Genomic DNA, 24769 nt, shown 5'->3' with positions numbered 1-24769 from the left:
TCACGAACGTCGAGTGCGGGATGCGGTGGCCGCGACGATGTCAGGCGCTTTTGCGCAAGACGACTGATGTCGTTGCGGACGACGAAATCGTAGGGTCCTGGCGCCGCGACGCTGGCGCTAAATTCGTGATGATGCAACTCGACATCGCTTTGCGATGCGAGGGCATCAGGCGGGTGACGGTGGCAAGAAAGCCCGTTCACCGGGGAGACTACGTATAAGCCGTTCACCCATCGCGCAGGGAAGGCCGGATGATCCGGCTCGTACCTGTGGTGACTGCCGCCTGCATTTTCTTCTGCAGGCGGGCCATGGGTGCGGACGGCACCCGGCCTTCCCCGCGTCCTCTTCTGATTGGAGGACGAAAGCTGCAGCAAAGCTCGGGCACGACGTGCTGCGAGATCGTAAAATTGTGTCTCGTTTAATGGCTCAACCGTCAACTTCGTCATTGCGAGCGAAGCGACGCAATCCAGAACTGTCGACGCGGACGGAGTCTGGATCGCTTCGTCGCGTTGCTCCTCGCAATGAGGTCGAACCCGCGCGATCTACGCGTCGCGCCTCACTGGATCCGTGCGACCACGGCGAGCTTGCGAATGCCCTTGTTCTTGTAGGCATCGAGGAAGGCGTAGTAGTCGCGGAACGACACGCAGCCGTTGGAATCGCCGTTCGGACCGAGCATGAACGTGTGCGCGAGCAGACCGTCGCGGCCGTGGATCGCCTCGCTGCCGCCGATCGGATTGAGGCGCAGCGCCGGCACGCCGTGGAACAGCGCCTCACGCGGCTTGAGCTCATAGATGTGCGGCGGGGTGACGCCGCGCATCCGGATGTTCTCCGAGCGCGGATTGTCGAGATTCTCGCCGAGACCGGAATGCGCCTCGAGCTTGGTGCCGTCAGGCAGATACACGGCCCTGGCCGAGATGTCGTAGACCGCCGTCGAGCGGTCATATGGCGCCTGGCCGCCCTTGGTCGGATCCTGGCTGATGCTCGCGGTGAAATTGGCGTCGGCCGAGGCGTAGGCCATCAGGCCGCCGTTCTGGTCAGGCTTGCCCCACAGCTTCTCCTGGATCGAATGACGCTCCCCGGTGATCGACAGCACCGCGGCCTTGGCACGCTCGGTCATCGCCCGCAGCGTGCCCATGCCGCCCTTGGGTTCGCTGCCATCAGCCGGCGATGGCGATGGCTGCGTCGGCTGTTTCGGATTGGCGAGCGCAAGCCGCATCGGCGGCCGCGGCTCCTTCTTGGGAGCTTCCGCGAGCTTTGCTGCCGTCTTGGGCGCATCGACCGGCTTGTCGCCGGCCTTCTCGGTGACGTCGGCCGCTTCCGCAAACTTGGGGAGCGGTGGCGCGCCATTGGCGGCGTTGGACGGCACGCCCTGCGGCACGGCGGCGGCAAAGCGTTCGCTGAACATCTGCGGCGTGATCGCGGGCGTGCTGGGCCCCTTGGCGATCATGGGCGTCGCGTCAGGCAGCGCTGCGAAGGCCTCGCTGACGGCGTCCGATGCATTGCGCGTGGCGATACGCGGCGCCATGCGCACGACGGGCTCGTCATAACCGTCCGTGCCGAGCGTCGGATAGGCATCGGCCGCGATGATCTTGGCATAGACCAGGACGCCGCACCCCACCACCAGGGAGACGATCGCCGCGCCGCCGAACAGTTTGTGAGACAAGGCCTTCAGGGAGGATTTCCTGCGGTTTCGTGCAGCCAACGCAGCTCGACTGTTACTCATTTACTGACGCCCGGAACGGAGACTTCGGTGACTCGAAACTCTCTGTCGATGCGTCGCGGTTCGCCTAACCGCTGTGCATCTCGCAGAGGCACGAAGCGTCATTAAGGCGACTTTTAGTTAAATGCGGATTAAGTTTTGGCAGATTAAAGGCGGGTTAACCATTTCGGCCTGTGTCGCCGACGAACGCGGCGGAAACAGGGCGCAAATGCGGCACGCGCCCGCGTCGAGGCGCCAAGCAGATCCGGCATGCGGCGGCGAGACGCTGCCGGGGTCCGTGCAACGAGGCAATCCCCACGCCGCCTCAGCGCTGCAATTCCGGCGCCGGGGAGCGGTCGATCACCTCTTGCTTCGGCTGGCTCACCGCATAGAGCGCGTAGGTCTCGATCACCAGCGGGCCGCGCTTGCGCGGGGCTTCCGCCACCTTCTCGATCTTGGCAAAGGTGAAGCTCGGATAGAAGCGAAGACCGATCTGCGCCTCGTCGACGAACAACAGCGTCCCCTGGAGCGCTGCCGGATCGGGCTCGGGAAAATTGACCCAGCGGATGCGCTCGATCGGCTGCAGTACGCAGGTGCCGCGCGGCAGGTAGAACGAGAGCCAGGCGGTGGTCCCGTAGTCCATCGCAAGCACGCAACGCGCGCCAACCCGGGCCCGCACCGCCTCGATTTCATCGGCCAGCGCACGCCAGCCGATGCCGACGCTGCGCACCGTGGAATCCCGAAGGTAGCCCGACAGCCATCCGGTGTCGGCCTGTACGACCAATGCTGCGAACATCACGATGCCGACAGGCGCGGCGAAGCGCCGACAGAACTCTACCGTTCGCTGCGCACGCGGCTTCCATGGCACGCAATGCGCGGCGAATGCAGCCGCCACCGCAAAGGCCGGATAGATCGGCGCGAACCAGTTGGCCTCGACCCGCGCATGCAGCGAATGCCAGATGAAATAGGCGACGATCACCCAGACCATCGCGCTGACAAGCACCCGCGAACTCGCCTCGCCCGCCTTGCGTGCCAGCAACGCATAGAGGCCCATGACGCCGAGAATGAAGATCAGCGGCGTCGCAAAGGCAAACTGGGTCGGGATCAGCTCGGCGATATAGCTGGGTCGGAAATCCTCGATCCTGGCGCGCCCGAGCTGCTTGATGAAGGACACCCATTGATGCTCGGCGTTCCAGATGATGACGGGGCTGAAGATCGCGAGCGCGACCAGGCCGCCGAGATAGGGCCAGGGCGAACGCAGCCAGTGCCGGAGCTCTGGCACGGCAACGAGCCAGATCAGGATCGCCACGCCGAAGAACATCGCGGTGTACTTTGCGGCGAGGGCGAGACCGGCCGCGACGCCGACGCCGAGCCACCACACGCCGCGCTCCGTCTCCTGCACCTTGGCGCAGCAGAACAGCACGAAGCTCGATGCGACCAGCAGCGGCGCATCCGGCGTCACGATCATGGTGCCGACCGCGGCCATCAGGGTGACGTTGAGCAGCAGCGCGGCGCTAGCGGCCACCCGCACGCTGCCGAACAGGATCTCGGCCGTGCGATAGACCGCGTAGCTCATCGGCAATGCGAGCAGGATCGAGACGATGCGCACACCGAGCTCGGTGTCGCCCGCGAGCATGGTGCCGAGCCGGATCACGAGCGCGACCAGCGGCGGATGGTCGTAATAGCCGAAGGCAAGATGCTTCGACCACATCCAGTAATAGGCTTCGTCGAAGGTGATCGGCGTCATCGCGGCCGCGACCAGCCGCAGCACGACGAGCGCGACGATGGTCAGCCAGGTGTTGCGGACGAGCCGAGCGTCGTCGGCCGCGACGACAGGCGTCATCGCTTGCGCCAGACGAACAGTCCGGAGATCGCGTAGTTCCAGACCACGCCCATCAGCGCGCCGGCGGCACCCGCCAGCCACCAGATCGGCTCCTGGTCATAGACCGAGAAGGCGACGCCGACATTGGCAAGCAGGCCGACCGAGCAGACGAGGTAGAACGCGAGAAGGCCGCGCAGGATGGCAAAGCCCTTCAGCCGCTGGTCCCGATAGGTGAGGAAATTGTTGAGAATGAAGTTCGAGGTCATCGCGACCAGAGCGCCGATCGCCTGAGATTCGGCGAATGGCAGATCGAATACCTGAAGGCAGAGGAAGAGCGTGCCGAGATGCACGAACAGACCCGTACCCCCGACCATGGCGAACAACAGGAAGCGCAACGAGACCGCGTCGTTGGTCAGCTTGGCCAGCACGAGACCGAGGAAGTCGAGCGCGACCATCGAATCGAGCTTGCTCTCGCCATGCAGGCGCGAGCCGAAGGTGTAGGGAATTTCCACCGTGCGAAGGCCGCCTTCGGCGCTGGCGATGATGTCGAGCAGGATCTTGAAGCCTTGCGTGGAGAGCTTCGGTGCGATCTGTTCGAAACGATCACGGCGGATCATGAAGAAGCCGCTCATCGGATCGGCGACCTCGACCTTGAGCAGCCGCCGCGCAATCTCGGTGGCAAAAGCGGAGGCCCCTGCCCGCTGCTTGTTGAAGCTCGCCGCACTTCCACCCTCGACATAACGGCTGCCGACCACCAGCTCGGCCGCACCGCTTTCGAGCAGCGACAGCATCTTCGGCAGCTGGGTCTCGTCGTGCTGCAAATCGGCATCGATCACCGCGGCATAGGGCGCGCTGGCGGCGAGAATGCCCTCGATGCAAGCGCCGGAAAGGCCACGACGGCCGATGCGGCGGATGCAGCGGACGCGGCTGTCGGCCTGAGACAGCCCACGCACCACCTGCCAGGTTCCGTCAGGCGAATTGTCATCGACGAACACGACCTCCCACGGCACGTCCTTGAAGGCCGCCTCCAGCCGCCTGTAGAGCGTCGTGACATTGTCGCGCTCGTTAAAGGTCGGAACAACGACCGTCACGATCGGAACGGCGACGGATTGCAGCGGCACGGGCGGGGCCGGTCGGATGGCTTCGTTCATGGCGGGGATGCGTATATCCGCCACATCCTGCCATGCCAAGGTCGGCGCCACCCTGGAGAGGCAAAAAGCGCAGGGTGTGACGGTTCAATCCCGTCCCCCAAAATGCCAACGACCACAAACAAAGGGCGCGCGTACATCCGGCGCAGCCGCTCTGTCGTGGTCGTCCCAATGAAGGAGCCGTACAAGGCTCAACGTCACCGTTATACCTTAAATGGGATCTCCCAGGCCTTTTGCAAGGACCCCTCCGAAGACCGGGCTAGTTCGGGACTTCCCGAACCACAGGCCCACGTACTGCAGGGGCCGCCGGTGCCGCCGGAACCGGCTGGGCCGGCGCCTCAACCTTGGCCGGCATGGACCGCGGTCCGACCGGGACATAATAGAAGGCAGCGGCCAGCACGATTGCCCCGACAATGAAGCCAAGAACGCTACCAATGGATTCGGATGTCATGCGAATGCTTCCCTGTCGCCCCCGCAGAATGAATATCATGGAACCTCGGCCGGCCGAAAGAGCACCGCCGCCACAGAGCCGAACTGGTCAAGGCTGCCGGTATTGATTACTCTCTGCATCCAATCCCCGCCCGCTCCTCCTCCGAACGACGGACCCCATTCCGTGAGCAAGACCCCCGCGCGCGCTGCAAAGCAAAAGAGTCACATCTATATCGGAATCGGCGGCTGGACCTTCGCGCCCTGGCGCGGCGTGTTCTATCCGGAGAAGCTGCCGCAGTCGAAGGAGCTGGAATACGCCGCCTCAAAGCTGACATCGATCGAGATCAACGGCACCTATTACGGCTCGCAGAAACCGGAGAGTTTCCGCAAATGGGCGCGCGAGGTGCCCGACGGTTTCGTGTTCTCGCTCAAGGGCCCGCGCTTTGCGACCAACCGGCGCGTGCTGGCGGAGGCCGGCGACTCGGTCAAGCGATTCTACGACACCGGCGTGCTCGAACTCGGCGACCGCTTGGGCCCGGTGCTCTGGCAGTTCGCGCCGACCAAGAAGTTCGACGAAGCCGATTTCGGCAAGTTCCTGGAGCTCCTGCCGCGCGAGATCGACGGCCGCGCGCTGCGCCATGTCGTTGAAGTCAGGCACGACAGCTTCTGCGCACCCGGCTTCGTGGCGCTTCTGCGTGAGTTCGAAACCCCGGTGGTCTTTGCCGAACACGGCAAGTATCCGGCAATCGCCGACGTCACCGGCGATTTCGTCTATGCACGGCTGCAGAAGGGCAATGACGAGATCGCCACCTGCTACCCGCCGAAACAGCTCGACGCCTGGGCCGGGCGGCTCAAGACCTGGGCCGAGGGCGGCGAACCGGACGATCTGCCGCGCGTTGACGACGAGCCTGCCAAGAAGAGCCCGCGCGACGTGTTCGCCTATGTGATCCATGAGGGCAAGGTGCGCGCGCCTGCAGGGGCGATGGAGCTGATCGCGCGGCTGAGCTGAGGTTACGTCAGATGGCGAAAGCCAAGACATTGTTCACGATCGGCTACGAGCAGACGCCGGCCAAGGCGGTGCTCGACGAATTGCAGTCTGCCGGCGTGAAGCTCCTGGTCGATGTCCGCGCCATCGCCGCATCCCGCCGTCCCGGGTTGTCGAAGACCCAGCTTGCGGCCGGTCTCGACGAGCGCGGCATCGGTTACGTGCATCTGCGTGGGCTCGGCACGCCGAAGGAAGGCCGCGACGCTGCGCGCAGCGGCCATTACGATACATTACAGAAGGTCTATAGCGCGCATCTGAAGACGCCCCAGGCCAAGGAGCAGCTCGATGAATTATCCGCGCTCGTGAAGACTGCAGGCCCCATCTGCCTGCTCTGCTACGAGCGTGATCACACCCATTGCCACCGGCGCTGGATCGCGGAGATCATCGAGGAGCGCGACCACGTCAAGGTGGAGAACCTGGTCGCGCCGCAGGTGTGAGTGTGAACGCTAGCTCAGCTGCCAGACCTCGACGGCCCGGTCATAGCCGCGGATCGACACTTGCCCATGCGGCAAGGCGCCATCGCCATCCGCGCCGATCGCGGCGCGGACCTCCGACGAGATCAAGAGCTGGGAATCGAATTCCTTGTTCAGCGTCTCCAGCCGCGAGGCGAAATTCACGGTATCGCCGATCACGGTGTATTCCTTGCGGCGCGGCGAGCCGATGCTGCCGGCGATCACCTCGCCGAGATGAATGCCGATGCCGATGCGCAGCGGCCAGTCCGAGCCGGCGTTGACCTGCTCCATTGCGGCCACCATCTCGCGCGCCGCCGCCACCGCGTGCTGTGCCGCATCCGGCGTCTCGAACGGCGCGCCGAACAGCGCCAGGAAGCCGTCGCCGAGGAACTTGTTCACGATGCCGCCGTGGCGCTCGAGGATTTCGACCAGCACCGCGAACGCACCGTCGAGACGGTCCACCACCTCCTGCGGCGTGCGCGACCGCGCGGCCGCGGTGAAGCTGCGGAAGTCGACGAACATCACGGCGACCTGCCGGATGTCTCTCGCTTCCGTGGTGCCCTCCTTCATCAGACGCTCGACGACCTGGGGCGAGACGTGCTGGCCGAACAGGTCGGTGAGTCGGTCGCGCGCCGTCGCTGCCAGGATGCTGGCCACGAACTGGCGCCTCAGCTGCAGGCCGACCGCGCCTGCGATCATGCCGCAGAGCAGGATGATAAAGCTTCGCTCCGCATGGAAATAGATCTCTGGATTCTGGCTGACGTCGAGGACCGGCCGGTCGACGAGCGCGACGACCAGCAGCTCGGCAGCAGCGACGAATCCGGTGAAGCTCGACAGCCAGAAGTCGAGCCTCAGCGTCGACAGAATGATGAAGACGAAGTAGGTCAGCGGCATGCCGAAGGCGAGCGCCTTCTCCGGGCCGATGCTGTCGATCTGCATCACCAGCACCAATGTCGGCAACGAAGTCTCGATCACGGTGCCGATATAGCGCATGACGAGCGGAACGTCGCGGCCGCGCCCGATGTCCGCCAGTATCCGAGAATGGATCCAGGCCTCGAACAGAATGAAAAAGATCAGAATCGCATAGCTGTAGAGAGCCCTAGATCCGCCGTGCCAAATCCAAAGCATGATCTTCGGTTCGAAGATATCGACGAAGGCAGAGATCGCCAAAAACAGAGCTGCGGTGCCGATCAGCACCTTGACCCGAAGCAGTTCCGTGCTCAGGACTTGACGCGTAAAGGCTTGGCCGAATTCGGCCGACGCAGCAGCCCCAAGTGCTTCATTTCGGTCCGACCATGGTGCCAACATCGCGCGCCCCAAGCTCCTCGCCTGCCCCGGCCACATCCTGCCTCAATCGAGGGTGCGGCGGAAGCGCAGCACGGCGACCGTCATCGCAAACAGCATCAAGGCGAACAGGGCAATGGCGTCATATTGCAGGTTCTGCAGGGTCGAGCCCTTGAGCATGATCGCGCGGACGATGCGCAGGTAATGCGTGAGCGGCAGGCACTCGCCGACATATTGCGCCCATTGCGGCATGCCCAGGAACGGAAACATGAATCCGGACAGCAGGATGCTGGGCAGGAAGAACATCATCGACAGCTGCATCGCCTGCAGCTGGTTCTGCGCCAGGGTGGAGAACGTGTAGCCGATCGACAGATTGGCGCCGATGAACAGCGTCGACAGCAACGCCAGCAACGAAAGGCTGCCGAACACGGGCACGCCGAACAGCAGCACGCCGATGCCGATGATGATCGATGCCTGCAGGAATCCGACCAGCACATAAGGGATGATCTTGCCGAGCATCACTTCCACCGGCTTGATCGGCATCGACAACAGGCTCTCCATCGTGCCGCGCTCGATCTCGCGGGTCACCGACAGCGCGGTGAAGATCAGCATGGTCATGGTCAGGATGGTGCCGACCAGGCCGGGCACGATGTTGAGCCGCGATTCGGCGGCCGGATTGTAGCGGGCATGCGCCCGGATCTCGAACGGCAGCGAGACCGGATCACCGGTGTACAGGTCGTGCGCCAGAGCGGTCTGCACAATCATGCCGAGCGATGACAGCGCTGAGGAGGCAGCCACCGGATCGGTGGCATCCGCCGCGACCAGCAGCGCCGGACGGTCGCCGCGGCGGACTGCGCGCTCGAAGCCACGCGGAATCTCGACGCCGAACAGCACCTTGCCGGAGAGCAGCAGATCGTCGAATTCATTGACGTCGTGCACCTCGCGCGTGAAGCGGAAATAGGCCGTGTTCTCCAGCGCCTTCAGGATCGAGCGCCCGAGATCGCTGTCTTCCTGCAGCAGCACCGCGGCCGGCAGATGATGCGGCGTGGTGTTGATGGCATAGCCGAACAGCAGCAATTGCATCACCGGGATCATCACGATCATGGCGAACGAGACCCGGTCGCGGCGGAGCTGGATGAACTCCTTGACCAGCATCGCGTAGGTCCGGTGCAGGAAGCCGAAGCGCGGTTCGGCGGGGCTGCGTTCGTTGATGTCTATAGCGCTCATTGGAAATTGTCCTTCGAGCGGTTCATCAGATCGATGAAGACGTCCTCCAGCGAGGGCGCCGCCTGCTGCCAACGCAGGCCGGGCTTGTCACGCCACGGCGCGATCGAAGATTCCAGTGCGGCTCCATCGCGGCCGGACACGTGCAGGCTGGCGCCGAACGGCGCCACCATGTCGACACCGGGCTGCCCTGCCAGAGCGCTCGCCACCTCCTGCAGGCGATCGCCACCGACAGTATAGGTGGTGAGCGCCGATTGCTTGATCACCTGCTCGACAGTGCCATGCGCCAGCAGATAGCCATAGGCGATATAAGCGATCTCGTGACAGCGCTCGGCCTCGTCCATGTAGTGGGTGGAGACCAGCACGGTCAGCCCCTCGGCCGCGAGCGCATGGATCTCGTTCCAGAAATCGCGCCGCGCCTTGGGATCGACGCCGGCGGTCGGCTCGTCGAGCAGCAGCAACTGCGGATTGGGCAGCGTGCAGGCGCCAAGCGCCAGCCGCTGCTTCCAGCCGCCCGACAGCTCGCCGGCGAGCTGTCCCTCCCGGCCCGACAGCCCAAGCCGCCTGACCATGTCGCGCGCAGCACCGCGCGGATCGCTCAGGCCATAGAGACGCGCCACGAATTCGAGATTCTCGCGCACCGACAGATCCTGATACAGGCTGAAGCGCTGAGTCATGTAGCCAACCCGCCGCTTGATGCGGTCGGCGTCGCGGCGGATATCGAACCCCAGACAGCGGCCCTCGCCACTATCGGGCGTCAACAGCCCGCATAACATTCGGATGGTCGTAGTCTTGCCGGAGCCGTTCGGACCGAGAAACCCGTAGATCGAGCCGCGCTTCACCCGCATCGACAGATCGTGCACGACCTCGCGGCCGCCGAACGATTTCGTCAGTCCATGAACGTCGATCGCGATCCCGTCGTCCGCCGCGCGCGTCATCGTCGATCGGCCACCGGCGTCTTGGCATTGAGATAGACGCTGACCGGCTGGCCGACGCGCAGCGCGTCGGGCCGCGAAGGCCGCGCCTGGATCAGATAGACGAGCTTGTTGCGCTCATCGAGGCTGTAGATCACTGGCGGGGTGTATTCGGCCGTGGTCGCGATGAAATAGATCCGCGCGGAGAGATCGGGCGCACAATTGTCGCAGGTGACGCGGACCTCATCGCCGATGGCGATCTTCGGCAGTTCCGTCTCGGAAACGTAAAAGCGCAGCTTCATGTTGCCGGGCGGCATGATCGAGAGGACCGGCCGCTGCGCCGCGACCATCTCACCCTCGCGGAAGTAGATCTGCTGCACGGTGCCGGCGACCGGGGCAAAGCCCCTGCGGCGGGCCAGCCGCGTCTGCGACGTGACCACACGGGCCTCGGCGACGCGCAACGCGGAGATCGCCGAATCAAGCGTAGCCTGCGTGCCTGCGCCGGTCTTGCTCAGTGCGGCCGCACGGTCATAGGTCTGCTGCGCATTGGCGAGCGTCGCCTTGTTCTGGTTGAGATCGGCCTGCTGCAGATCGTCGTCGACCGAATAGAGCAGATCGCCGACCTTGACCTCGTCGCCTTCGCGGACGTTGAGCTTGGTTACGCGCCCCGCCTCATCGGGGCTGACGAAGATCATATCGGCCTCGACCCAGCCCTGATAGCCGGGATCGCGCTTATCGTGACATCCGTTCAGCGTGAAAGCGGTGGCCAGAACGACGAGGCAATGCAAGAGGCTCGTCATGTTGCACTCCGTTCGCCAAAGATCAGGTCGAGATGCGTCCGCAGCATCGCTTCGGCATCGAGCGGCGCATGCCGCTCGAACAGGCTCTTCCACAGCACAGCAATCAGCACCGGCGCGATCATGATTTGCGGAAATTGCGCGAGCTTGGGCTCGCGGATCTCTCCCCGCTCGATCGCAAGCTCGATCAGGCCGCGCAGCGCGGCGAGTCCGCGAGATACCACCTCGCGATAGTAGAAATCGGCAATCGCCGGAAAGCGCGTGCCCTCGGCCACGATCAGCCGAACGATGTCGCCGCGGCGCGTAGTCGCGACCTCGTGGATGAACAGGCGCCCCAGTGTTTCGACCGCATCGCGCACCGATCCCGTGAATGACGGCGGTGCAGTCATGCGGCTGACGAACGGCACGATCGCGGTGCGGATCAATTCCTCAAACATCGATTCCTTGTCCTTGAAATGCAGATAGATCGTGCCCTTGGCGACGCCGGCCCGCTTGGCAATGTCGTCGAGCCGCGTCGCGGTGAAGCCGCGCGCGACGAACTCCTCCATCGCCGCCTCGACGATCGCCGCGCGGCGCTCGGCCGCGCGCTCCGCCCGGCTCGCGGACGCTTCGCCTGCCTTGTCCGCTGCGCGAACGACCTGCGATGCGGCCGGCCGGCCAGTAACCCTGCTTGCGACTTTTCGTGTTCTCATCACCATTCTTAAAATATGACTGACTGGTCAGTCAGTGTCAATACCATTGCGATCCGGCTACGGCGCTGGCCTCGGACGACCGGCGTCTGATGGAAGGATGCGCGCTACAAGCAACCATTTCACATCCGCGTGCGCCTTGATCAGGCTCATGCTGAGTTCCGTTCCGCCGAATATTCGCAGGGCACTGCGCAGCCCTAGGACTCATCATCGGGCAGCACTCATCAGGCAATCGCGATGGATGATTTCGAAATTCCCGCGGCTCCATTACCGGCGAACGCGCCGGCGCCCGCAACGGCCGATCAAGCATCGGTTTGGGATCGCGGCCTGACAGCCGCCGAAGCGGCCCGACGCCTGCGGGAATTCGGCTCCAATGCGACGACGAGCACCGAGCGTCCGCTCTGGCACGTGCTGCTCGGCAAGTTTGTTGCGCCGGTCCCCTGCCTGCTGGAGGCGGCGATCCTGCTGCAACTCTCGCTCGGCGAATATTTCGAGGCAGGAATCATCGGCCTGCTGCTGGTGTTCAACGCCCTGCTTGGCACGTTCCAGGAAGGCCGCGCCAAGGCCACGCTGCAGGCCTTGAAGCAGCGGCTCGCGCTCAACGCCGCCGTCCTCCGCGACGGCATCTGGACCATCATTCCGGCGGCCGAACTCGTGCCCGGAGACATCATCAAGCTGACGCTCGGCGCCGTGGTGCCTGCCGATGTGCGGCTCGGTTCAGGCGCTGTGATGCTCGACCAATCAATGCTGACGGGCGAGTCGCTACCGATCGAGGTCGGTCCCGGCAGCGAGACCTTCGCCGGAGCCCTGATCCGGCGCGGCGAAGCGATGGCCGAGGTGCTCGCAACTGGTGCCCACACCCGGTTCGGACGGACAGCGGAGCTTATTCGGACGGCACATGTCACCAGTTCGCAGCAGAAGGCGGTGTTGCGCGTGGTGCTCGCGCTCGCGACCATCAATGGGACATTGGCGCTCGCGCTGATCGCCTATGCGATCTCCCGTCACCTGCCGATGACGGAAATCGTTCCGCTCGGCCTGATTGCTGTTCTTGCCTCCGTGCCGGTCGCGCTTCCGGCAGCCTTCACGCTCGCCGCTGCCGTGGCGGCGCAGGCGCTCGGCCGACGCGGCGTGCTGCCGACGCGGCTCTCCGCGGTCGACGAGGCCGCCACCATGAACGTGCTGTGCGTCGACAAGACGGGCACTCTGACCCAAAACGAACTGCGCGTCGCAGCGACCGTTCCATTTGGAAACGCGAGCGCGCGGGATGTCCTGGTGTGGGCGCGTCTGTCGAGTTCCGACGGCGGGCTCGATCCGGTCGATGGCGCAGTGCGGATGGCGTCCGGGAATGGCCGATTGGACGGATTGCGGCGAGAAACATTCATTCCGTTCGATCCCGCCACCAAGATGGCGGAAGCGACCGTCATCACCGCAGATGACACGCGACGGCGCGTGGTGAAAGGCGCGTTCGCGGCTGTGCTGGCCATGTCGACTGCACCCAATGAGGCAAGGGCCGAAGCCTCAAGGCTGGAGGCCGAGGGTTATCGCGTACTCGGCGTCAGTGTGTCCGCCGCGGATTCGGATGTGATGCACATCGTCGGCTTGATCGCGCTGAGCGATCCTCCGCGGCCCGAAGCTGCCGATTGCCTCGCGAAATTGCAAGCAATGGGCGTGCGCGTCGTCATGGTGACCGGCGATGCCCCGGCCACGGCCTCGGCCGTGGCCAAAGCGATTGGACTGGACGGCAAGGTGTTTCCGCCCGGACCGATCCCCGAGAGGATCGACGCCACAGATTACGCGGTGTTCGCCGGCGTGCTGCCGGAAGACAAATTCGCTTTGGTCAAGGCGCTGCAGCGCTCGGGCTATTCCGTCGGCATGTGCGGTGACGGCGCCAACGATGCGCCGGCGCTGCGTCAGGCGCAGCTTGGCATTGCGGTCTCGACGTCGACCGACGTCGCGAAGTCCGCAGCCGGCCTCGTGCTCACCGAGCCCGGCCTCACCAGCATTCTCACCGCGGTGACGCAGGGACGCGTCGCATTCCAGCGTATCCTCACCTATGCGCTGCGCTCGATCGTGCACAAGGTCCGCCAGGTTTCCTATCTCGGCATCGGCTTCCTGATCGTCGGACATGCCATTCTGACACCGACGCTGATCGTGATCTCCATGATCACGGGCGATTTCCTGGCAATGTCGGCGGCGACCGACAACGTCCGGCCCTCGGCCGAGCCGAATGCGTGGCGCATCGGCGACCTGACGCTCGCCGGCGTGATCATGGGTATGGTCGATCTCGCATTCTGCGTCGGCGTGCTGCTGATCGGCAGGGATCTGCTACGCCTCGACCTCGAGACGCTGCGGACCATGACCCTGGTCAACCTGACCTTCAGCGGCCAATCGATCTATTACGTCGTGCGCGAACGCCGCCGCCTCTGGTCGTCGCGGCCAAGCCGGACCGTCGTCGTCTCCTCGATTACGGACATCCTGATCGTCACGGCGCTCGCCGCCACCGGATCGCTGATGGCTCCGCTGAGGCTGCCGATCATCGCCGGCCTGCTTGCGGTAGCCGTCGTGTTCGCCTTTCTGCTCGACGGCGCCAAAGCCGTGATCTTCCGGCAGCTGCGAATGGATCGATTTGTAGTGCGCGTCTCACGCACAAGGACGAATATAGGGCCGGTTGATCTCCCACAATTCGTCCAGGAGCTGCCGTGCCGATGTCGCCGAGTTCACCACGGGGTCGATCAGGAGCGCCTGCAGCGCGATCTCCTTGGAGGCCTGCATCGCCGCCTGCACCGAAAGCTGCTGCACCTGGACCTGAACGGTCATGAGCTTCGCGACCGGCTCCGGCAGTGGCCCGAGCGAGACTGGATGAATGCCGATACGGTCGGCGACGACGGGCACTTCCACCGCCGCGTCCGCCGGCAGGTTAGGAATGACGTGATCGTTATAGACGACCCCGGATTCGATCAGCTGCTTGCGGTCATGCAGCACGGAGGAGATCACGGAGACGGCACGCTCGCCCGACGGCTTCAGCCACCAGTCCGGGATCTCGGCCCGCCCGGCCAGCACGTCATCGATCAGCCGGCTCACCCTGGCGCGCTCATCCTCGTCCCCATCGAAATTGTAGCCGGCCTCCCCCGCCTCCCAGCCATAGGCGAAATATTCGCCGACATGGCCGTCACCACAGCCTAGCCAATAGCCGAAGCTGCGGAACAGCGCGCGGGTCAGCGGCGAAACCTCGGGATCGTGGCTTGCCTCCTTCTCGCGCAGGAGCGGATAGAGATCGGCCCCGGTCTCGCGATCGCGAATCTCTTTCAAGCATTGGAAGTGGTTGAGACCGGCGCCCCACACGTCCACCCGCGCTTCGGGCAAGCCGAGGATCGCGGCGACCTGGCTGCGTGCGATGAAGATGCCGTGGCAGAGGCCAATGTGCTTGATCCGGCTATGCTGCCCGAGCGCCAGGATGATGCGGCTCTCCGGATTCGAGAAGTTGACGAACAGCGCCTGCGGGCAGCGCGCCTCCATCTCGCGGACGAAGTCGAACACCACCGGCAAGGTGCGCAAGGTGAAGAACAGCGCGCCGGGCCCGCCATTCTCGCCGAGCGTATGGCGGATGCCGTATTTGCGCGGCACCTCGAAATCGTGCCGCCAGAGCCGGTTGCGGTCGATCGCGGTGGAATGGACGACGAAGCCCGCGCCATCCAGCGCAGCCCGCCAGTCCGTCGTCGCCTCGATCTTCAGTCCGGCGCCGGACTTGTCGTTCAAGAGCTTCGCCAGGCGCTCGGCGCGGCCGAGCCGCTCGGCGTCGCGACCGACCAGCACCAAGGTGCTGCCTGCGAGCTCATGCGTCGAGAACAGGTCCCGGAACATGCTGAGTCCGAAGGACGCGCTGCTCGCGCCGAGAAAGACGATTTTGGTAACCGCTGCCATGGCCGCATCGTGCCAGCCCGATCCACCGAGACGCTGATCCATATCAAAAGGCCGCGGCGCATTTCCATGACGCCGCGGCCTTCTTTAGAATGTGCGCCGATAGGCATTCAGGTGAAATCGAGCACGATGCGGCCGTCGATCTTGCCTGCCTTCATCTTGTCGAAGATGGTGTTGATCTCCGATAGCGGCGCCGTGGTGATCTCGGCCTTGACCTTGCCCTCTGCGGCGAAGGCGATGGCCTCGTCGAGATCTCGCCGCGTGCCGACGATCGAGCCGCGCACCGTAATGCGCTTCAGCACGACGTCGAAGATCGGTGTCGGAAACTCGCCCGGTGGCAGCCCGACCAGGCTGACCGTCCCCTTGCGACGGACCATGTGCAGCGCCTGGGCGAAGGCCGGCGTCGACACGGCCGTCACCAGTACGCCGTGGGCGCCGCCGCCGGTGATCTTGGCGACCCGGTCCACCGCGTCCTTGTCGAGCGCATTGACCGCGTGATCGGCGCCGGCTTCGCGCGCGAGCTTCAACTTGTCCTCGGTGATGTCGATCCCGATCACCTTCATCCCCATGGCCTTGGCATATTGGATGGCGACGTGGCCGAGGCCGCCGACGCCGAAGATGACCACCCACTCGCCCGGCCGGGTCTCGGTTTCCTTCAGGCCCTTGTAGGTCGTCACGCCCGCGCAGAGGATCGGGGCAATCGCAGCGAAGTCGACGTCAGCCGGCAGGCGTGCCGCGAAGGCCGCGGAGGCGATGACGTATTCAGCGAAACCGCCGTTGACGCTGTAGCCGGTGTTGTGCTGGTGCTCGCACAGGGTCTCCCAGCCTGTCTCGCAATATTCGCAGCGCAGACAGGCATCATGCAGCCACGCCACGCCGACAGCATCGCCGACCTTGAAATCGGTCACGCCAGGGCCGAGCGCCGCAACCAAACCGGCCGCCTCATGGCCCGGAATGAAAGGCGGTACCGGCTTGACCGGCCAGTCGCCCGAGGCGGCGTGCAGGTCGGTATGACAGACGCCGCAGGCCTTCAGCTTGACCAGGATCTCGCCAGGGCCCGGCTCCGGAATCGGCACGTCCTCGATCACCAGCGGCTTGCCAAAGGCTTTGACGACGGCGGCCTTCATTGTCGACATGTGTCTGCTCCTCTCATTTCGAGGCGCAAACTAATAGAGGCCGGCAAGCTCGAGCTTGATCGGAGTCAATGGACGGCCGTCGCTTCGTCGCGGAGCATATGACAACTCCGTGACATCAACTGGCCGGCTTGTCGCGCGATCTTCAGTGGTGAAACTTCAAGCCGTCCACGACCTTGTCAACCACCTTGCGTTCTCCGCGGAAGGCCAGGCCGACCAGATTGAGGTCGGCGCGAGCGACCGCTTTCACCGCGGCGCGATTGGTCTCGTCATGGGTGGTCTTGAACATGTCTTCGCTATAGAGCGCGCATTTGACGTTGCGAGCCAAGGCCCGTTCGAGTGCCCGCGACAACGCCGCGCGATCGACTGCACCGTAGATCAAGATCGGCTGGCCGATCAGCGCATGGTACGGCGTGCCATCACCGTCCTCATAAGGCACACCGACACATTCGGGAAACGCAGCGGCAATGCCGCTCGCGAGAAAGGCTGCCACGTTCAGCTTCTGCCAGGCTTCAAGGTCGTTACGGATCACCAGCGCGATCTTGGTGTCGAACTGCATCGTTCCTCCGGCAAACGACGCCATTCTCGGGACGCCGATAAATTGACCGAAACCCGATCAATTCTACGCTGTCAGCGCCAAGACGCTGTCGTCGTCGCAGGAGTCCGGGTTCGCCGCTGCCCGAACAATGAAAAGCCCTGTCTGCGAAATCAACCCTTGCCGTCGCAGACCCAGGCGCGGATCACGCATTCCTTGCCGCCATATTTGTAGCATTCACGCGTCGCATCGTTGAGCGAGGTCGATATCTTCGGCCGGACCGCATAGCCATGCGGACCGCAGGGATTGGTCAAATCGACCGCGAAGGCCGCACACGCCTTCTTCAGGATCACTGCCGTGCAGTCGCCCTTGCACTGCTTGAGCGCGGCCGCTTTAGCCGAAGGCTCGGACGGGTAATCATAGGCCTGGCCATAGGCGGCGCATTGGCCCATGGCGAAGGCACCGGCTGCGTGCGCGACACTGATGAAATGATCGGTCGCAAGGCGCGCGCCCGCCACCAGAACGGTCATACCAAACGCAAATAGCGCGAAGCGTCGCGCGGCGGTCGAAACGATCACCGAGATCCTCCCCCGAGGCCCAATGTGGCGGAATCTAGGGGAAAGGATGTTTCAACTTGGTGAACAGAAGGTTGAAAGATAGCGCCTGGTGCAACGCCGGCCGTCGACGGACAACCGCCGTTGCGAGCGAAGTGAAGAAATCCTGCGTAATGATGGAAAGCCGTTTCACCCCCGCCGTGCGGCGTCCAGCGCTTGCGGCGTGTCGATGTCGAGGAAGGCGCCGTCTCCCTCGACCGGCACTTCGGCGACGGCCTCCGCATGCTTGGCGATCAGATGCCGCGCACCGACGTCGCCGTCCAGCGTCATCAGCTCCTGGAAGAAACGCCGCGACCATAAGACCGGATTGCCGCGGCGGCCGTCGGCGACCGGCACCACGATCAAATTGCCGCGATCCGGCTCGAACGTGCCGATCAGCCGATCGAGCATATCGCTCGAGACCATCGGCATGTCGCCGAGGCAGACTACCGCGCCATCGGCGTTCTCGGACACGGCCGCGATGCCGGCCTTCACGGAACTCGCAAGCCCGCCAGCGAAATCGGGATTGCGCACGAACCGGACACGCAGATCTGCCAGCGCCTGCTCGACCAGGTCGGCCTGATGGCCGATGACGACGATCACCTCGCAAGCCTTGGAGGCCAGCGCCTGCTCGACCACGATCCGCACCAGCTTCTTGCCCTCGAGTTCGGCCAGGAGCTTGTTGGGCCCGCCCATCCGGGTCGAGCGGCCGGCGGCGAGCACGATGGCCGCAACCTTGCGTTCGCCCTCCGTTTCCGGCTTGGCGCGGGGCTGCGGCCTGGTGACGATCTCCATCAGAAGGCCGCCGACGCCCATCGCCATCAGCTCGGCGCGGGTCACCTTGATGCCGGCGAGCAGCCGCATCAGGACCCAATCGAAACCGTTCTCGACCGGCGAACGGGCACAGCCAGGCGCACCGAGCACCGGCACGCCGGCCGCGTTACCGATCAGCAGGAGATTGCCGGGATCGACCGGCATGCCGAAATGCTCGACCGTCCCCCCAATGCCGGTGATCGCAGCCGGGATCACGTCGCGCCGGTCGGCAATGGCCGAGGCCCCGAACACGATGACTAGCTCGGCGCCGAGCCCGAGCAGTTCCTGGATGGCGGCCGACAGCGGCGCGCCTTCATGCGGCACGCGGCGTTCGGCAATGATGGCGGCGCCTGCAGGCGCCAGCCGTTCGGCGGTGACGCGCAAGGTCTTGTCGATGACCTTCGAGGAGAGGCCGGGCAGGATGGTGGAGACCACGCCGACGCGCTTGATGACATAGGGCGCGATCCGGAGCGCGCCCTTGCCCGCCGCCGCGACAGCCGCGTCGCGCAAGCGTCCTTCGACCCCAAACGGGATCAGCTTGACGGTGCCGACCATCTCGCCTTCGACCACCGGCTTGAACGCCGGCAAGGTCGCGAAGGTGATGGCTTCGTCGACCGCGTTGATGCGGTCGACCGCATCGCGATCGATCACCAGCACGCCGGCCTGGGCCGCGAACAAATTGGCGCGGCCGGTGAAGGCGCGATCGACATGAATGCCCTCGCCCGCGACCGCCTTGGCGATGCCGGCGGCAGCTTCATCCTCGGAAACGTCGCCCGGCTCCAGCCTGACGACGACGATCTCCTTGACGCCTTCCCTGGTCAGGGCCTCCACCTCGGCCGGACCGATCGTGGTGCCCTTCTTCAGCACCAGTCTGCCCTGGCGCAGGGTGTGCACCGTCACCCCGCCGACTGCCTCCGCCGGACTGGCCGGGCCGAATTTCATGCCGCTTCTTCTTTTTCCTTGGGCGGCAGCCGCAGCGCCGCGGTGATCTGGGCCATGATCGAGACGGCGATCTCCGATGGCGATACGGCGCCGATGGCCAGTCCAATGGGCGCGTGAATGCGGGAAATGTCGGCCTCGCTGGCCCCCTGCGCACGGAGCCGCTCGGCGCGCTTGCCATGCGTCTTCCGCGAGCCCAGCGCACCGATATAGAAGCAGTCACGCGAGAAGGCGTGCAGCAGCGCCGGATCGTCGATCTTGGGATCGTGGGTCAGCGCGACGAACGCAGTGTAGTGATCGATGTTGAGCGGCGGCAGCGCCACGTCGGGCCATTCCGCGATCAGCGGCACGTCGGGGAAGCGCTCGGGGCTGGCAAACGCCGTGCGCGGGTCGACGACCGTCACGTCGTAACCGAGCGAGCGCGCGATCGGCGCCAGCGCCTGACTGATATGGACGGCACCGATGATCACGAGCCGCGCGGTCGGCGCGTAGACATTGAGAAACAACCTCTTGCCGCCAGTCTCGATCATCCCGCTCTTGCCCATCCGCAACTGCGCGGCGAGCTCGGCGCGTAGTGGATCGGCGACAATGTCCTTGGCTTTCACGAGCCGCTGCTCGCCGGTGGCGACATCGGTGACCAGGATCACCGGGCGCCGCGCGGCGCGCTCCGCGTTCAGCTCGGAGAGGGTTGCAAGCTTCATCGTTACCCGACCTTCTCGACGAACACTCGAATGGTACCACCGCAGGACAGTCCGACATTCCAGGCGGTCTCGTCGGCGACGCCGAACTCCAGCATCTTGGGCTGGCCGCTTTCGATCACGTCCATTGCTTCGGTCACGACCGCGCCCTCGACGCAGCCGCCGGACACCGACCCCAGGAACGTGCCGTCATCATTGATGACCAGGCTGGAGCCGGCCGGACGCGGCGCCGAGCCCCAGGTCTCGACCACGGTGGCGAGCGCCACGCCATGGCCGGCCTTCTGCCAGTCCTCGGCAGCCTTCAGAATATCCTCGTCGCGGTTGAGCATGATGCCTCCTTGCGGAATTCAGGCTGCGGGACGGATCGCGCTGCGGTGATGGGCGGACAGCGGGGACGATAGCGCCGAGATCAGCGTCCCGATCGAGGTCAAGTTATGCACGGGCCGGAATTCGTCAACGTGGGGCAGCATCAATTTGATGCCCTGCGCCTTGGCCTCGAAGCCTGAGTAGCGGAGCAGCGGGTTCAGCCAGATCAGGCGTCGGCAGGAGCGGTGCAGCCGGTCCATCTCGAAGGCGAGCTTGTCATCGGCCTCGCGCTCCAGCCCGTCGGAAATCAGCAGCACGATGGCGCCCTGCCCGAGCACCCGCCGCGCCCACAGCTTGTTGAACGTATGCAGCGAGGTCGCAATGCGGGTGCCGCCAGCCCAATCCTCGACCGAGGCCGAGCAGCTCGCGAGCGCCTCGTCCGGATCGCGCTGCCGCAGCGCGCGACTCACATTGGTCAGCCTTGTGCCGAACAGGAACACCGAGACGCGCTTGCGGGCGTCGGTGATGGCGTGCAGGAAATGCAGGAACAGGCGGGTATATTCGCTCATGGAGCCGGAAATATCGAGCAGCGCCACGATCGGCGCCGGCTTCTCGATCCGTCCCAGCCGCTGGATGTTGATGATCTCGCCCTCGGTGCGCAGCGCCTCGCGCAAGGTCTTGCGCATGTCGATGCGCGCGCCCTTCGGATCCGGCTTGTGGCGGCGCGTCCTGAGCTCCGCCTGCGGCAGCCGCATCTTTTCGATCGCGCGCGTCACCTCGGCGATCTCGGCCGCGCTCATCTGCGCGAAATCCTTCTTCTGCAGCACCTCGCGGTCGGATACCGACAGCCGCAGGTCCTGCTCCAGCGTCTGCGGCTCCTCGTGCATCTGCGGCTGCGCCATCGCCTCCTGGACACGACGCGACGCCGGCTTCGGCTTCTTCTTGGCGTGATCCGGCAGCGGCACCGAATCCAGCATCGACTTCCACTCTTCGGCGGCGCGGAAGAACAGCTCGAAGGCCTGGGCGAAGATCAGCGCGTGCTCGTGGCGCTTGACGAAGATCGATTCCAGCGTGGTGAAGACGTCGGCGCGCTTGCCGATGTCGATCGCCTCCAGCGCCGTCATCGCATCGATCACCGCGCCCGGCCCGACCGGCAGGCCCGCGCCGCGCAAGGCCCGGGCAAAGCCCGCGATATTGTCGGCGATCGCGCCGGTGGGAGGGGCGAGATGGTTGATTGGCGTGGGCACAGCTCTATCCATTTCGTCGTTCCGGGGCGCGAGTGAAACGAGCGAACCCGGAACCTCGAGATTCCGGGTTCGATGCTGACGCATCGCCCCGGAATGACGGAGAACTAACTCTCGCTCGTCGCGTCCTTGATCACCTTTTGCAGCGCATCGCCCTGCATGCGCGCGATATCGTCCTGGTACTTCAACAGCGCCCCGATCGTGTCGCCGACCACCTCGGCCGTCAGCCCGCGGGCATCCAGCTCGGTCAGTGCGGTCGCCCAGTCGAGCGTCTCGGCCACCCCCGGTGACTTGTAGAAATCCTGGTTACGAAGCGCCTGCACGAAGCGCACGATCTGCTGCGACAGCCGCTGCGAGATGCCGGGCAGCCGCGTCTTGACGATCGCGAGCTCGCGCTCGGCCGAGGGATATTCGACCCAGTGATAGAGGCAGCGGCGCTTCAGCGCGTCGTGGATCTCGCGGGTGCGGTTCGAGGTGATGATCACGATGGGCGGATGCGGCGCCTTGACGGTGCCGAACTCCGGGATCGTGACCTGGAAGTCGGACAGTATCTCCAGGAGATACGCCTCGAACGCTTCGTCGGCGCGATCGAGCTCGTCGATCAGGAGCACCGGTGCGCCCGCCACATCAGGCTCCAGCGCCTGCAGCAATGGGCGCTTGATCAGATAGCGCTCGGCGAAAATGTCGGAAGAAAGCTGCTCGCGGTCGACATCGCCACCGGCTTCCGCCAGCCGGATCGCGATCATCTGCGCGGCGCTATTCCACTCATAGACGGCCGAGGCCACGTCGAGCCCCTCATAGCATTGCAGGCGAATCAGCTTGCGCCCGAGCGCGGCCGACAGGACCTTGGCGATCTCGGTCTTGCCGACCCCGGCCTCGCCCTCCAGAAACAGCGGCCGCCCCATGCGCAACGCCAGATAGGTCACCGTCGCCAGCGAGCGCTCGGCGAGATAGCCGCGCGAAGAGAGCAGCTCGAGCATCCCGTCGACAGATCCTGGCAATGCCGCTGCACTCATGCGCCCGCCCGCCTCTTGCTCGCTACAGCCGGTCTCACGAAGCCGGAGCCTCCGATTCTGCCGACGCTTTGGCCTCGGCATTGGCGGCTTCCACCGCACGCCGCGCCAACACGCCGATCAGATGCGCGCGATATTCGGCACTGCCATGGATGTCGCTGTTCAGGCCCTCATGCGACACCGGAATCCCTTCCAGCACCTTGGGCGAGAACCGCTTCTGCAAGGCTTCCTCGAACGCGGTGACCCGGAACACGCCATCGGCTCCGGCGCCGGTGACCGCCACCCGCACATCCGACGGACGCCGCGCCACGAACACGCCGACCAGCGCGTAGCGCGAGGCCTGATTGCGAAATTTCACATAGGCCGCCTTCTTCGGCAGCGGGAAGCTGACCTTGGTGATGATCTCGTCGCCCTCCAGCGCGGTCGTGAACAGGCCCTGGAAGTACTCTTCCGCCTTCAGCTTGCGCTTGTTGGTGACGATGGTGGCGCCGAGCGCGAGGCAGGCGGCGGGATAATCCGCCGTCGGATCGTTGTTGGCGAGCGAGCCGCCGATGGTGCCGCGGTGGCGCACGGCGGGATCGCCGATCAAGCCGGCGAGATGGGCCAGCGCCGGGATCGCCTCACCGACGGTGGGGGAATTGGCAACCTCGGCGTGACGGGCGGTGGCGCCGATCACCAGCGCGCGGCCTTTGATCTCGATCTCGTTGAGCCCCTCGATATGCGAGAGGTCGACCAGATGCGGCGGACTCGCCAGCCGCTGCTTCATCACGGGAAGCAGCGTGTGGCCGCCGGCGATCAGCTTGGCGTCTTCGTTCTTGACCAGAAGATTGGCCGCCTGCCGCACGGTGCCCGGACGGTGATATTTGAATTCGTACATGGGAAATGTCCTGACGCGCGAATGCGCGGGAATTATGCGAGATCGGATTTCGCCATGGCCTTGGCGCCGGCGGCGATCGATTGCACGATGTTCTGATAGCCGGTGCAGCGGCAGAGATTGCCTTCCAGCTCCTCCCGGATGGTTTCCTCGCTGAGATCGTGGCCCTTGCGATGCACCATGTCGACGGCGGTCATGATCATGCCGGGCGTGCAGAAACCGCATTGCAGGCCGTGATTTTCGCGGAATGCCTCCTGCATCGGATGCAGCGGCGCACCATCCGGCGCCAACCCCTCGATGGTCTTGACCTCATGGCCGTCGGCCATCACGGCGAGGGTCGTGCAGGACTTCACCGCCTTGCCGTCGAGATGCACGACGCAGGCGCCGCATTGCGACGTGTCGCAGCCGACATGGGTCCCGGTCAGGCGCAAATTCTCGCGCAGGAACTGCACGAGCAGCGTCCGCGGGTCGACATTCGCCGTGACGGGGTTACCGTTCACAATCAGGGAAATTTTGGCCATTCAGGACTCTCTATTATCGGCGCCACAGCATTGCACTGCAGCACAGCCCGGCAAAATCAGTCGAAAACCATCATATGGGCCGGATCGGCGGTGGGCAACCTCGCCGACCCCTCGCCCAACTGACGTGATTGGTCGAATTTATCCCTGCACGGCCTTGGCAAAATTGGCGAAAAACTCGTCGGCGAGTTTCTTCGCGGCGCCGTTGATCAGGCGCTGGCCGAGCTGGGCGAGCTTGCCGCCGATCTGCGCCTCGACGTTGTAGGAGAGCAGCGTACCGCCGTCCTTATCGGACAGCCCGACCGTGGCACCGCCCTTGGCGAAGCCGGCCACGCCGCCCTCTCCTTCGCCCGTGATCTTGTAGCCATTGGGCGGGTCGAGATCGCTCAACGTCACCTTGCCCTTGAAGCGCGCCGAGACCGGTCCGACCTTCATTTTGGCCGTGGCGCGGAAGCCGTTGTCCTCGGTCCTCTCCAATTCCTCGCAGCCGGGGATGCAAGCCTTGAGAACCTCGGGATCGTTGAGCTTGGCCCACACGGCCTCGCGCGGTGCCGGCAGTTGAACCTCGCCTGTCATCGTCATCGCCATGTGGAAGCTCCCCGGATGGTTTGGTTTAGGGTATTCACCTAATGCACGGCCGTCACAAAGGAAAGAGTGGCGGATGAACGCGGGCGATGCAGAATCG

General features: G+C 64.7%; 23 protein-coding genes and 1 pseudogene. 3 read left to right on the top strand and 21 right to left on the bottom strand.

Features of this window, described 5'->3' with window-relative positions:
• Positions 1-553 precede the first annotated feature (553 nt).
• The 4 genes from QX071_RS25420 to QX071_RS25405 form a co-directional block, all read right to left on the bottom strand.
• Entirely contained in the window at positions 554-1720 is a 1167-nt protein-coding gene (locus tag QX071_RS25420) for a DUF2778 domain-containing protein (protein ID WP_315705977.1), read from the bottom strand.
• Positions 1721-2021: 301 nt separating this feature from the next.
• Entirely contained in the window at positions 2022-3539 is a 1518-nt protein-coding gene (locus QX071_RS25415; RefSeq protein WP_315705978.1) for a glycosyltransferase family 39 protein, read from the bottom strand.
• Positions 3536-4669, bottom strand: a complete 1134-nt coding sequence (locus tag QX071_RS25410) for a glycosyltransferase family 2 protein (protein WP_315705979.1) — start codon at positions 4667-4669, stop codon at positions 3536-3538. Before QX071_RS25410 ends, QX071_RS25415 begins: the two co-directional genes overlap by 4 nt.
• 256 nt (positions 4670-4925) lie before the next feature.
• Positions 4926-5117, bottom strand: coding sequence for a hypothetical protein (locus tag QX071_RS25405; RefSeq protein ID WP_315705980.1), 192 nt, complete (start codon positions 5115-5117; stop codon positions 4926-4928).
• Between the two features lie 162 nt (positions 5118-5279).
• Here QX071_RS25405 and QX071_RS25400 point away from each other — a divergent pair, with 162 nt between their 5' ends.
• Together QX071_RS25400 and QX071_RS25395 are read left to right on the top strand one after the other, a co-directional pair.
• Complete coding sequence (locus tag QX071_RS25400; protein WP_315705981.1) at positions 5280-6104, top strand: DUF72 domain-containing protein; 825 nt, start codon at positions 5280-5282, stop codon at positions 6102-6104.
• Between the two features lie 11 nt (positions 6105-6115).
• On the top strand, positions 6116-6577 hold the full coding sequence (locus QX071_RS25395) for a DUF488 domain-containing protein (protein WP_315705982.1): 462 nt from the start codon (positions 6116-6118) through the stop codon (positions 6575-6577).
• A 9-nt stretch (positions 6578-6586) separates the two neighbouring features.
• Here QX071_RS25395 and QX071_RS25390 read toward each other — a convergent pair whose 3' ends face one another.
• Genes QX071_RS25390 through QX071_RS25370 form a run of 5 tightly spaced genes read right to left on the bottom strand, consistent with a single transcriptional unit; the run spans position 6587 to position 11503 of the window.
• Positions 6587-7900 carry an adenylate/guanylate cyclase domain-containing protein gene (locus tag QX071_RS25390; protein WP_315705983.1) on the bottom strand — a complete coding sequence of 438 codons (1314 nt, stop codon included), beginning with the start codon at positions 7898-7900 and terminating at the stop codon, positions 6587-6589.
• Positions 7901-7942: 42 nt separating this feature from the next.
• Positions 7943-9103 carry an ABC transporter permease gene (locus QX071_RS25385; RefSeq protein WP_315705984.1) on the bottom strand — a complete coding sequence of 387 codons (1161 nt, stop codon included), beginning with the start codon at positions 9101-9103 and terminating at the stop codon, positions 7943-7945.
• Entirely contained in the window at positions 9100-10038 is a 939-nt protein-coding gene (locus QX071_RS25380) for an ABC transporter ATP-binding protein (RefSeq protein WP_315705985.1), read from the bottom strand. The genes QX071_RS25385 and QX071_RS25380 overlap by 4 nt, the downstream gene beginning before the upstream one ends.
• Positions 10035-10814 (bottom strand): efflux RND transporter periplasmic adaptor subunit, encoded by a 780-nt coding sequence (locus QX071_RS25375; RefSeq protein WP_315705986.1) that lies wholly within the window; start codon positions 10812-10814, stop codon positions 10035-10037. The genes QX071_RS25380 and QX071_RS25375 overlap by 4 nt, the downstream gene beginning before the upstream one ends.
• Entirely contained in the window at positions 10811-11503 is a 693-nt protein-coding gene (locus QX071_RS25370) for a TetR/AcrR family transcriptional regulator (RefSeq protein WP_315705987.1), read from the bottom strand. The genes QX071_RS25375 and QX071_RS25370 overlap by 4 nt, the downstream gene beginning before the upstream one ends.
• 234 nt (positions 11504-11737) lie before the next feature.
• Here QX071_RS25370 and QX071_RS25365 point away from each other — a divergent pair.
• Positions 11738-13633: pseudogene (locus QX071_RS25365) on the top strand (HAD-IC family P-type ATPase); the annotation flags it as partial.
• Positions 13634-14140: 507 nt separating this feature from the next.
• Here QX071_RS25365 and QX071_RS25360 read toward each other — a convergent pair.
• The 12 genes from QX071_RS25360 to QX071_RS25305 all read right to left on the bottom strand — a co-directional run bounded on the left by QX071_RS25360 (position 14141) and on the right by QX071_RS25305 (position 24672).
• Positions 14141-15421: an alpha-glucosidase/alpha-galactosidase gene (locus QX071_RS25360; protein ID WP_315705988.1), complete on the bottom strand. Its 1281-nt coding sequence runs from the start codon at positions 15419-15421 to the stop codon at positions 14141-14143.
• Positions 15422-15528: 107 nt separating this feature from the next.
• Positions 15529-16554 carry an alcohol dehydrogenase AdhP gene (adhP, locus tag QX071_RS25355; protein ID WP_315705989.1) on the bottom strand — a complete coding sequence of 342 codons (1026 nt, stop codon included), beginning with the start codon at positions 16552-16554 and terminating at the stop codon, positions 15529-15531.
• Positions 16555-16696: 142 nt separating this feature from the next.
• A complete protein-coding gene (locus QX071_RS25350; RefSeq protein ID WP_315728592.1) occupies positions 16697-17110 on the bottom strand; it encodes a DUF2000 family protein in 414 nt (137 codons plus the stop codon).
• 149 nt (positions 17111-17259) lie between these two features.
• On the bottom strand, positions 17260-17616 hold the full coding sequence (locus tag QX071_RS25345) for a DUF4189 domain-containing protein (RefSeq protein ID WP_315706336.1): 357 nt from the start codon (positions 17614-17616) through the stop codon (positions 17260-17262).
• A gap of 213 nt (positions 17617-17829) precedes the next feature.
• Positions 17830-19434, bottom strand: coding sequence for a molybdopterin-binding/glycosyltransferase family 2 protein (locus tag QX071_RS25340; RefSeq protein ID WP_315705991.1), 1605 nt, complete (start codon positions 19432-19434; stop codon positions 17830-17832).
• Positions 19431-20132 carry an XdhC family protein gene (locus QX071_RS25335; protein WP_315705992.1) on the bottom strand — a complete coding sequence of 234 codons (702 nt, stop codon included), beginning with the start codon at positions 20130-20132 and terminating at the stop codon, positions 19431-19433. The genes QX071_RS25340 and QX071_RS25335 overlap by 4 nt, the downstream gene beginning before the upstream one ends.
• Positions 20133-20134: 2 nt before the next feature.
• Entirely contained in the window at positions 20135-20458 is a 324-nt protein-coding gene (locus QX071_RS25330; protein WP_315705993.1) for an XdhC family protein, read from the bottom strand.
• 18 nt (positions 20459-20476) lie between these two features.
• A complete protein-coding gene (locus QX071_RS25325; protein ID WP_315705994.1) occupies positions 20477-21694 on the bottom strand; it encodes a VWA domain-containing protein in 1218 nt (405 codons plus the stop codon).
• Between the two features lie 92 nt (positions 21695-21786).
• Positions 21787-22695: a MoxR family ATPase gene (locus tag QX071_RS25320; protein WP_315705995.1), complete on the bottom strand. Its 909-nt coding sequence runs from the start codon at positions 22693-22695 to the stop codon at positions 21787-21789.
• Between the two features lie 34 nt (positions 22696-22729).
• Positions 22730-23569 (bottom strand): xanthine dehydrogenase family protein subunit M, encoded by an 840-nt coding sequence (locus QX071_RS25315; RefSeq protein WP_315705996.1) that lies wholly within the window; start codon positions 23567-23569, stop codon positions 22730-22732.
• Positions 23570-23601: 32 nt separating this feature from the next.
• Entirely contained in the window at positions 23602-24087 is a 486-nt protein-coding gene (locus QX071_RS25310; RefSeq protein WP_315705997.1) for a (2Fe-2S)-binding protein, read from the bottom strand.
• A 138-nt stretch (positions 24088-24225) separates the two neighbouring features.
• Complete coding sequence (locus QX071_RS25305) at positions 24226-24672, bottom strand: carbon monoxide dehydrogenase subunit G (protein WP_315705998.1); 447 nt, start codon at positions 24670-24672, stop codon at positions 24226-24228.
• Positions 24673-24769: the final 97 nt, after the last annotated feature.

This window comes from Bradyrhizobium sp. SZCCHNS1022 (assembly GCF_032484835.1).
Taxonomy (GTDB): domain Bacteria; phylum Pseudomonadota; class Alphaproteobacteria; order Rhizobiales; family Xanthobacteraceae; genus Bradyrhizobium.
The sequence above is the reverse complement of the archived record's forward strand: the minus strand, read 5'-3'. Positions and strand labels throughout refer to the sequence as shown.

What these genes read in the sequence shown, in the direction of transcription:
- QX071_RS25385 (WP_315705984.1), bottom strand. Translation starts at nt 9,103, where the DNA reads ATGAGCGCTATAGACATCAACGAACGCAGCCCCGCCGAACCGCGCTTC.
- QX071_RS25325 (WP_315705994.1), bottom strand. Translation starts at nt 21,694, where the DNA reads ATGGATAGAGCTGTGCCCACGCCAATCAACCATCTCGCCCCTCCCACC.
- QX071_RS25340 (WP_315705991.1), bottom strand. Translation starts at nt 19,434, where the DNA reads ATGAAATTCGGCCCGGCCAGTCCGGCGGAGGCAGTCGGCGGGGTGACG.
- QX071_RS25420 (WP_315705977.1), bottom strand. Translation starts at nt 1,720, where the DNA reads ATGAGTAACAGTCGAGCTGCGTTGGCTGCACGAAACCGCAGGAAATCC.
- QX071_RS25350 (WP_315728592.1), bottom strand. Translation starts at nt 17,110, where the DNA reads ATGCAGTTCGACACCAAGATCGCGCTGGTGATCCGTAACGACCTTGAA.
- QX071_RS25405 (WP_315705980.1), bottom strand. Translation starts at nt 5,117, where the DNA reads ATGACATCCGAATCCATTGGTAGCGTTCTTGGCTTCATTGTCGGGGCA.
- QX071_RS25410 (WP_315705979.1), bottom strand. Translation starts at nt 4,669, where the DNA reads ATGAACGAAGCCATCCGACCGGCCCCGCCCGTGCCGCTGCAATCCGTC.
- adhP (WP_315705989.1), bottom strand. Translation starts at nt 16,554, where the DNA reads ATGTCGACAATGAAGGCCGCCGTCGTCAAAGCCTTTGGCAAGCCGCTG.
- QX071_RS25370 (WP_315705987.1), bottom strand. Translation starts at nt 11,503, where the DNA reads ATGAGAACACGAAAAGTCGCAAGCAGGGTTACTGGCCGGCCGGCCGCA.
- QX071_RS25315 (WP_315705996.1), bottom strand. Translation starts at nt 23,569, where the DNA reads ATGTACGAATTCAAATATCACCGTCCGGGCACCGTGCGGCAGGCGGCC.
- QX071_RS25375 (WP_315705986.1), bottom strand. Translation starts at nt 10,814, where the DNA reads ATGACGAGCCTCTTGCATTGCCTCGTCGTTCTGGCCACCGCTTTCACG.
- QX071_RS25330 (WP_315705993.1), bottom strand. Translation starts at nt 20,458, where the DNA reads ATGCTCAACCGCGACGAGGATATTCTGAAGGCTGCCGAGGACTGGCAG.
- QX071_RS25335 (WP_315705992.1), bottom strand. Translation starts at nt 20,132, where the DNA reads ATGAAGCTTGCAACCCTCTCCGAGCTGAACGCGGAGCGCGCCGCGCGG.
- QX071_RS25345 (WP_315706336.1), bottom strand. Translation starts at nt 17,616, where the DNA reads ATGACCGTTCTGGTGGCGGGCGCGCGCCTTGCGACCGATCATTTCATC.
- QX071_RS25415 (WP_315705978.1), bottom strand. Translation starts at nt 3,539, where the DNA reads ATGACGCCTGTCGTCGCGGCCGACGACGCTCGGCTCGTCCGCAACACC.
- QX071_RS25310 (WP_315705997.1), bottom strand. Translation starts at nt 24,087, where the DNA reads ATGGCCAAAATTTCCCTGATTGTGAACGGTAACCCCGTCACGGCGAAT.
- QX071_RS25305 (WP_315705998.1), bottom strand. Translation starts at nt 24,672, where the DNA reads ATGGCGATGACGATGACAGGCGAGGTTCAACTGCCGGCACCGCGCGAG.
- QX071_RS25380 (WP_315705985.1), bottom strand. Translation starts at nt 10,038, where the DNA reads ATGACGCGCGCGGCGGACGACGGGATCGCGATCGACGTTCATGGACTG.
- QX071_RS25390 (WP_315705983.1), bottom strand. Translation starts at nt 7,900, where the DNA reads ATGTTGGCACCATGGTCGGACCGAAATGAAGCACTTGGGGCTGCTGCG.
- QX071_RS25360 (WP_315705988.1), bottom strand. Translation starts at nt 15,421, where the DNA reads ATGGCAGCGGTTACCAAAATCGTCTTTCTCGGCGCGAGCAGCGCGTCC.
- QX071_RS25395 (WP_315705982.1), top strand. Translation starts at nt 6,116, where the DNA reads ATGGCGAAAGCCAAGACATTGTTCACGATCGGCTACGAGCAGACGCCG.
- QX071_RS25320 (WP_315705995.1), bottom strand. Translation starts at nt 22,695, where the DNA reads ATGAGTGCAGCGGCATTGCCAGGATCTGTCGACGGGATGCTCGAGCTG.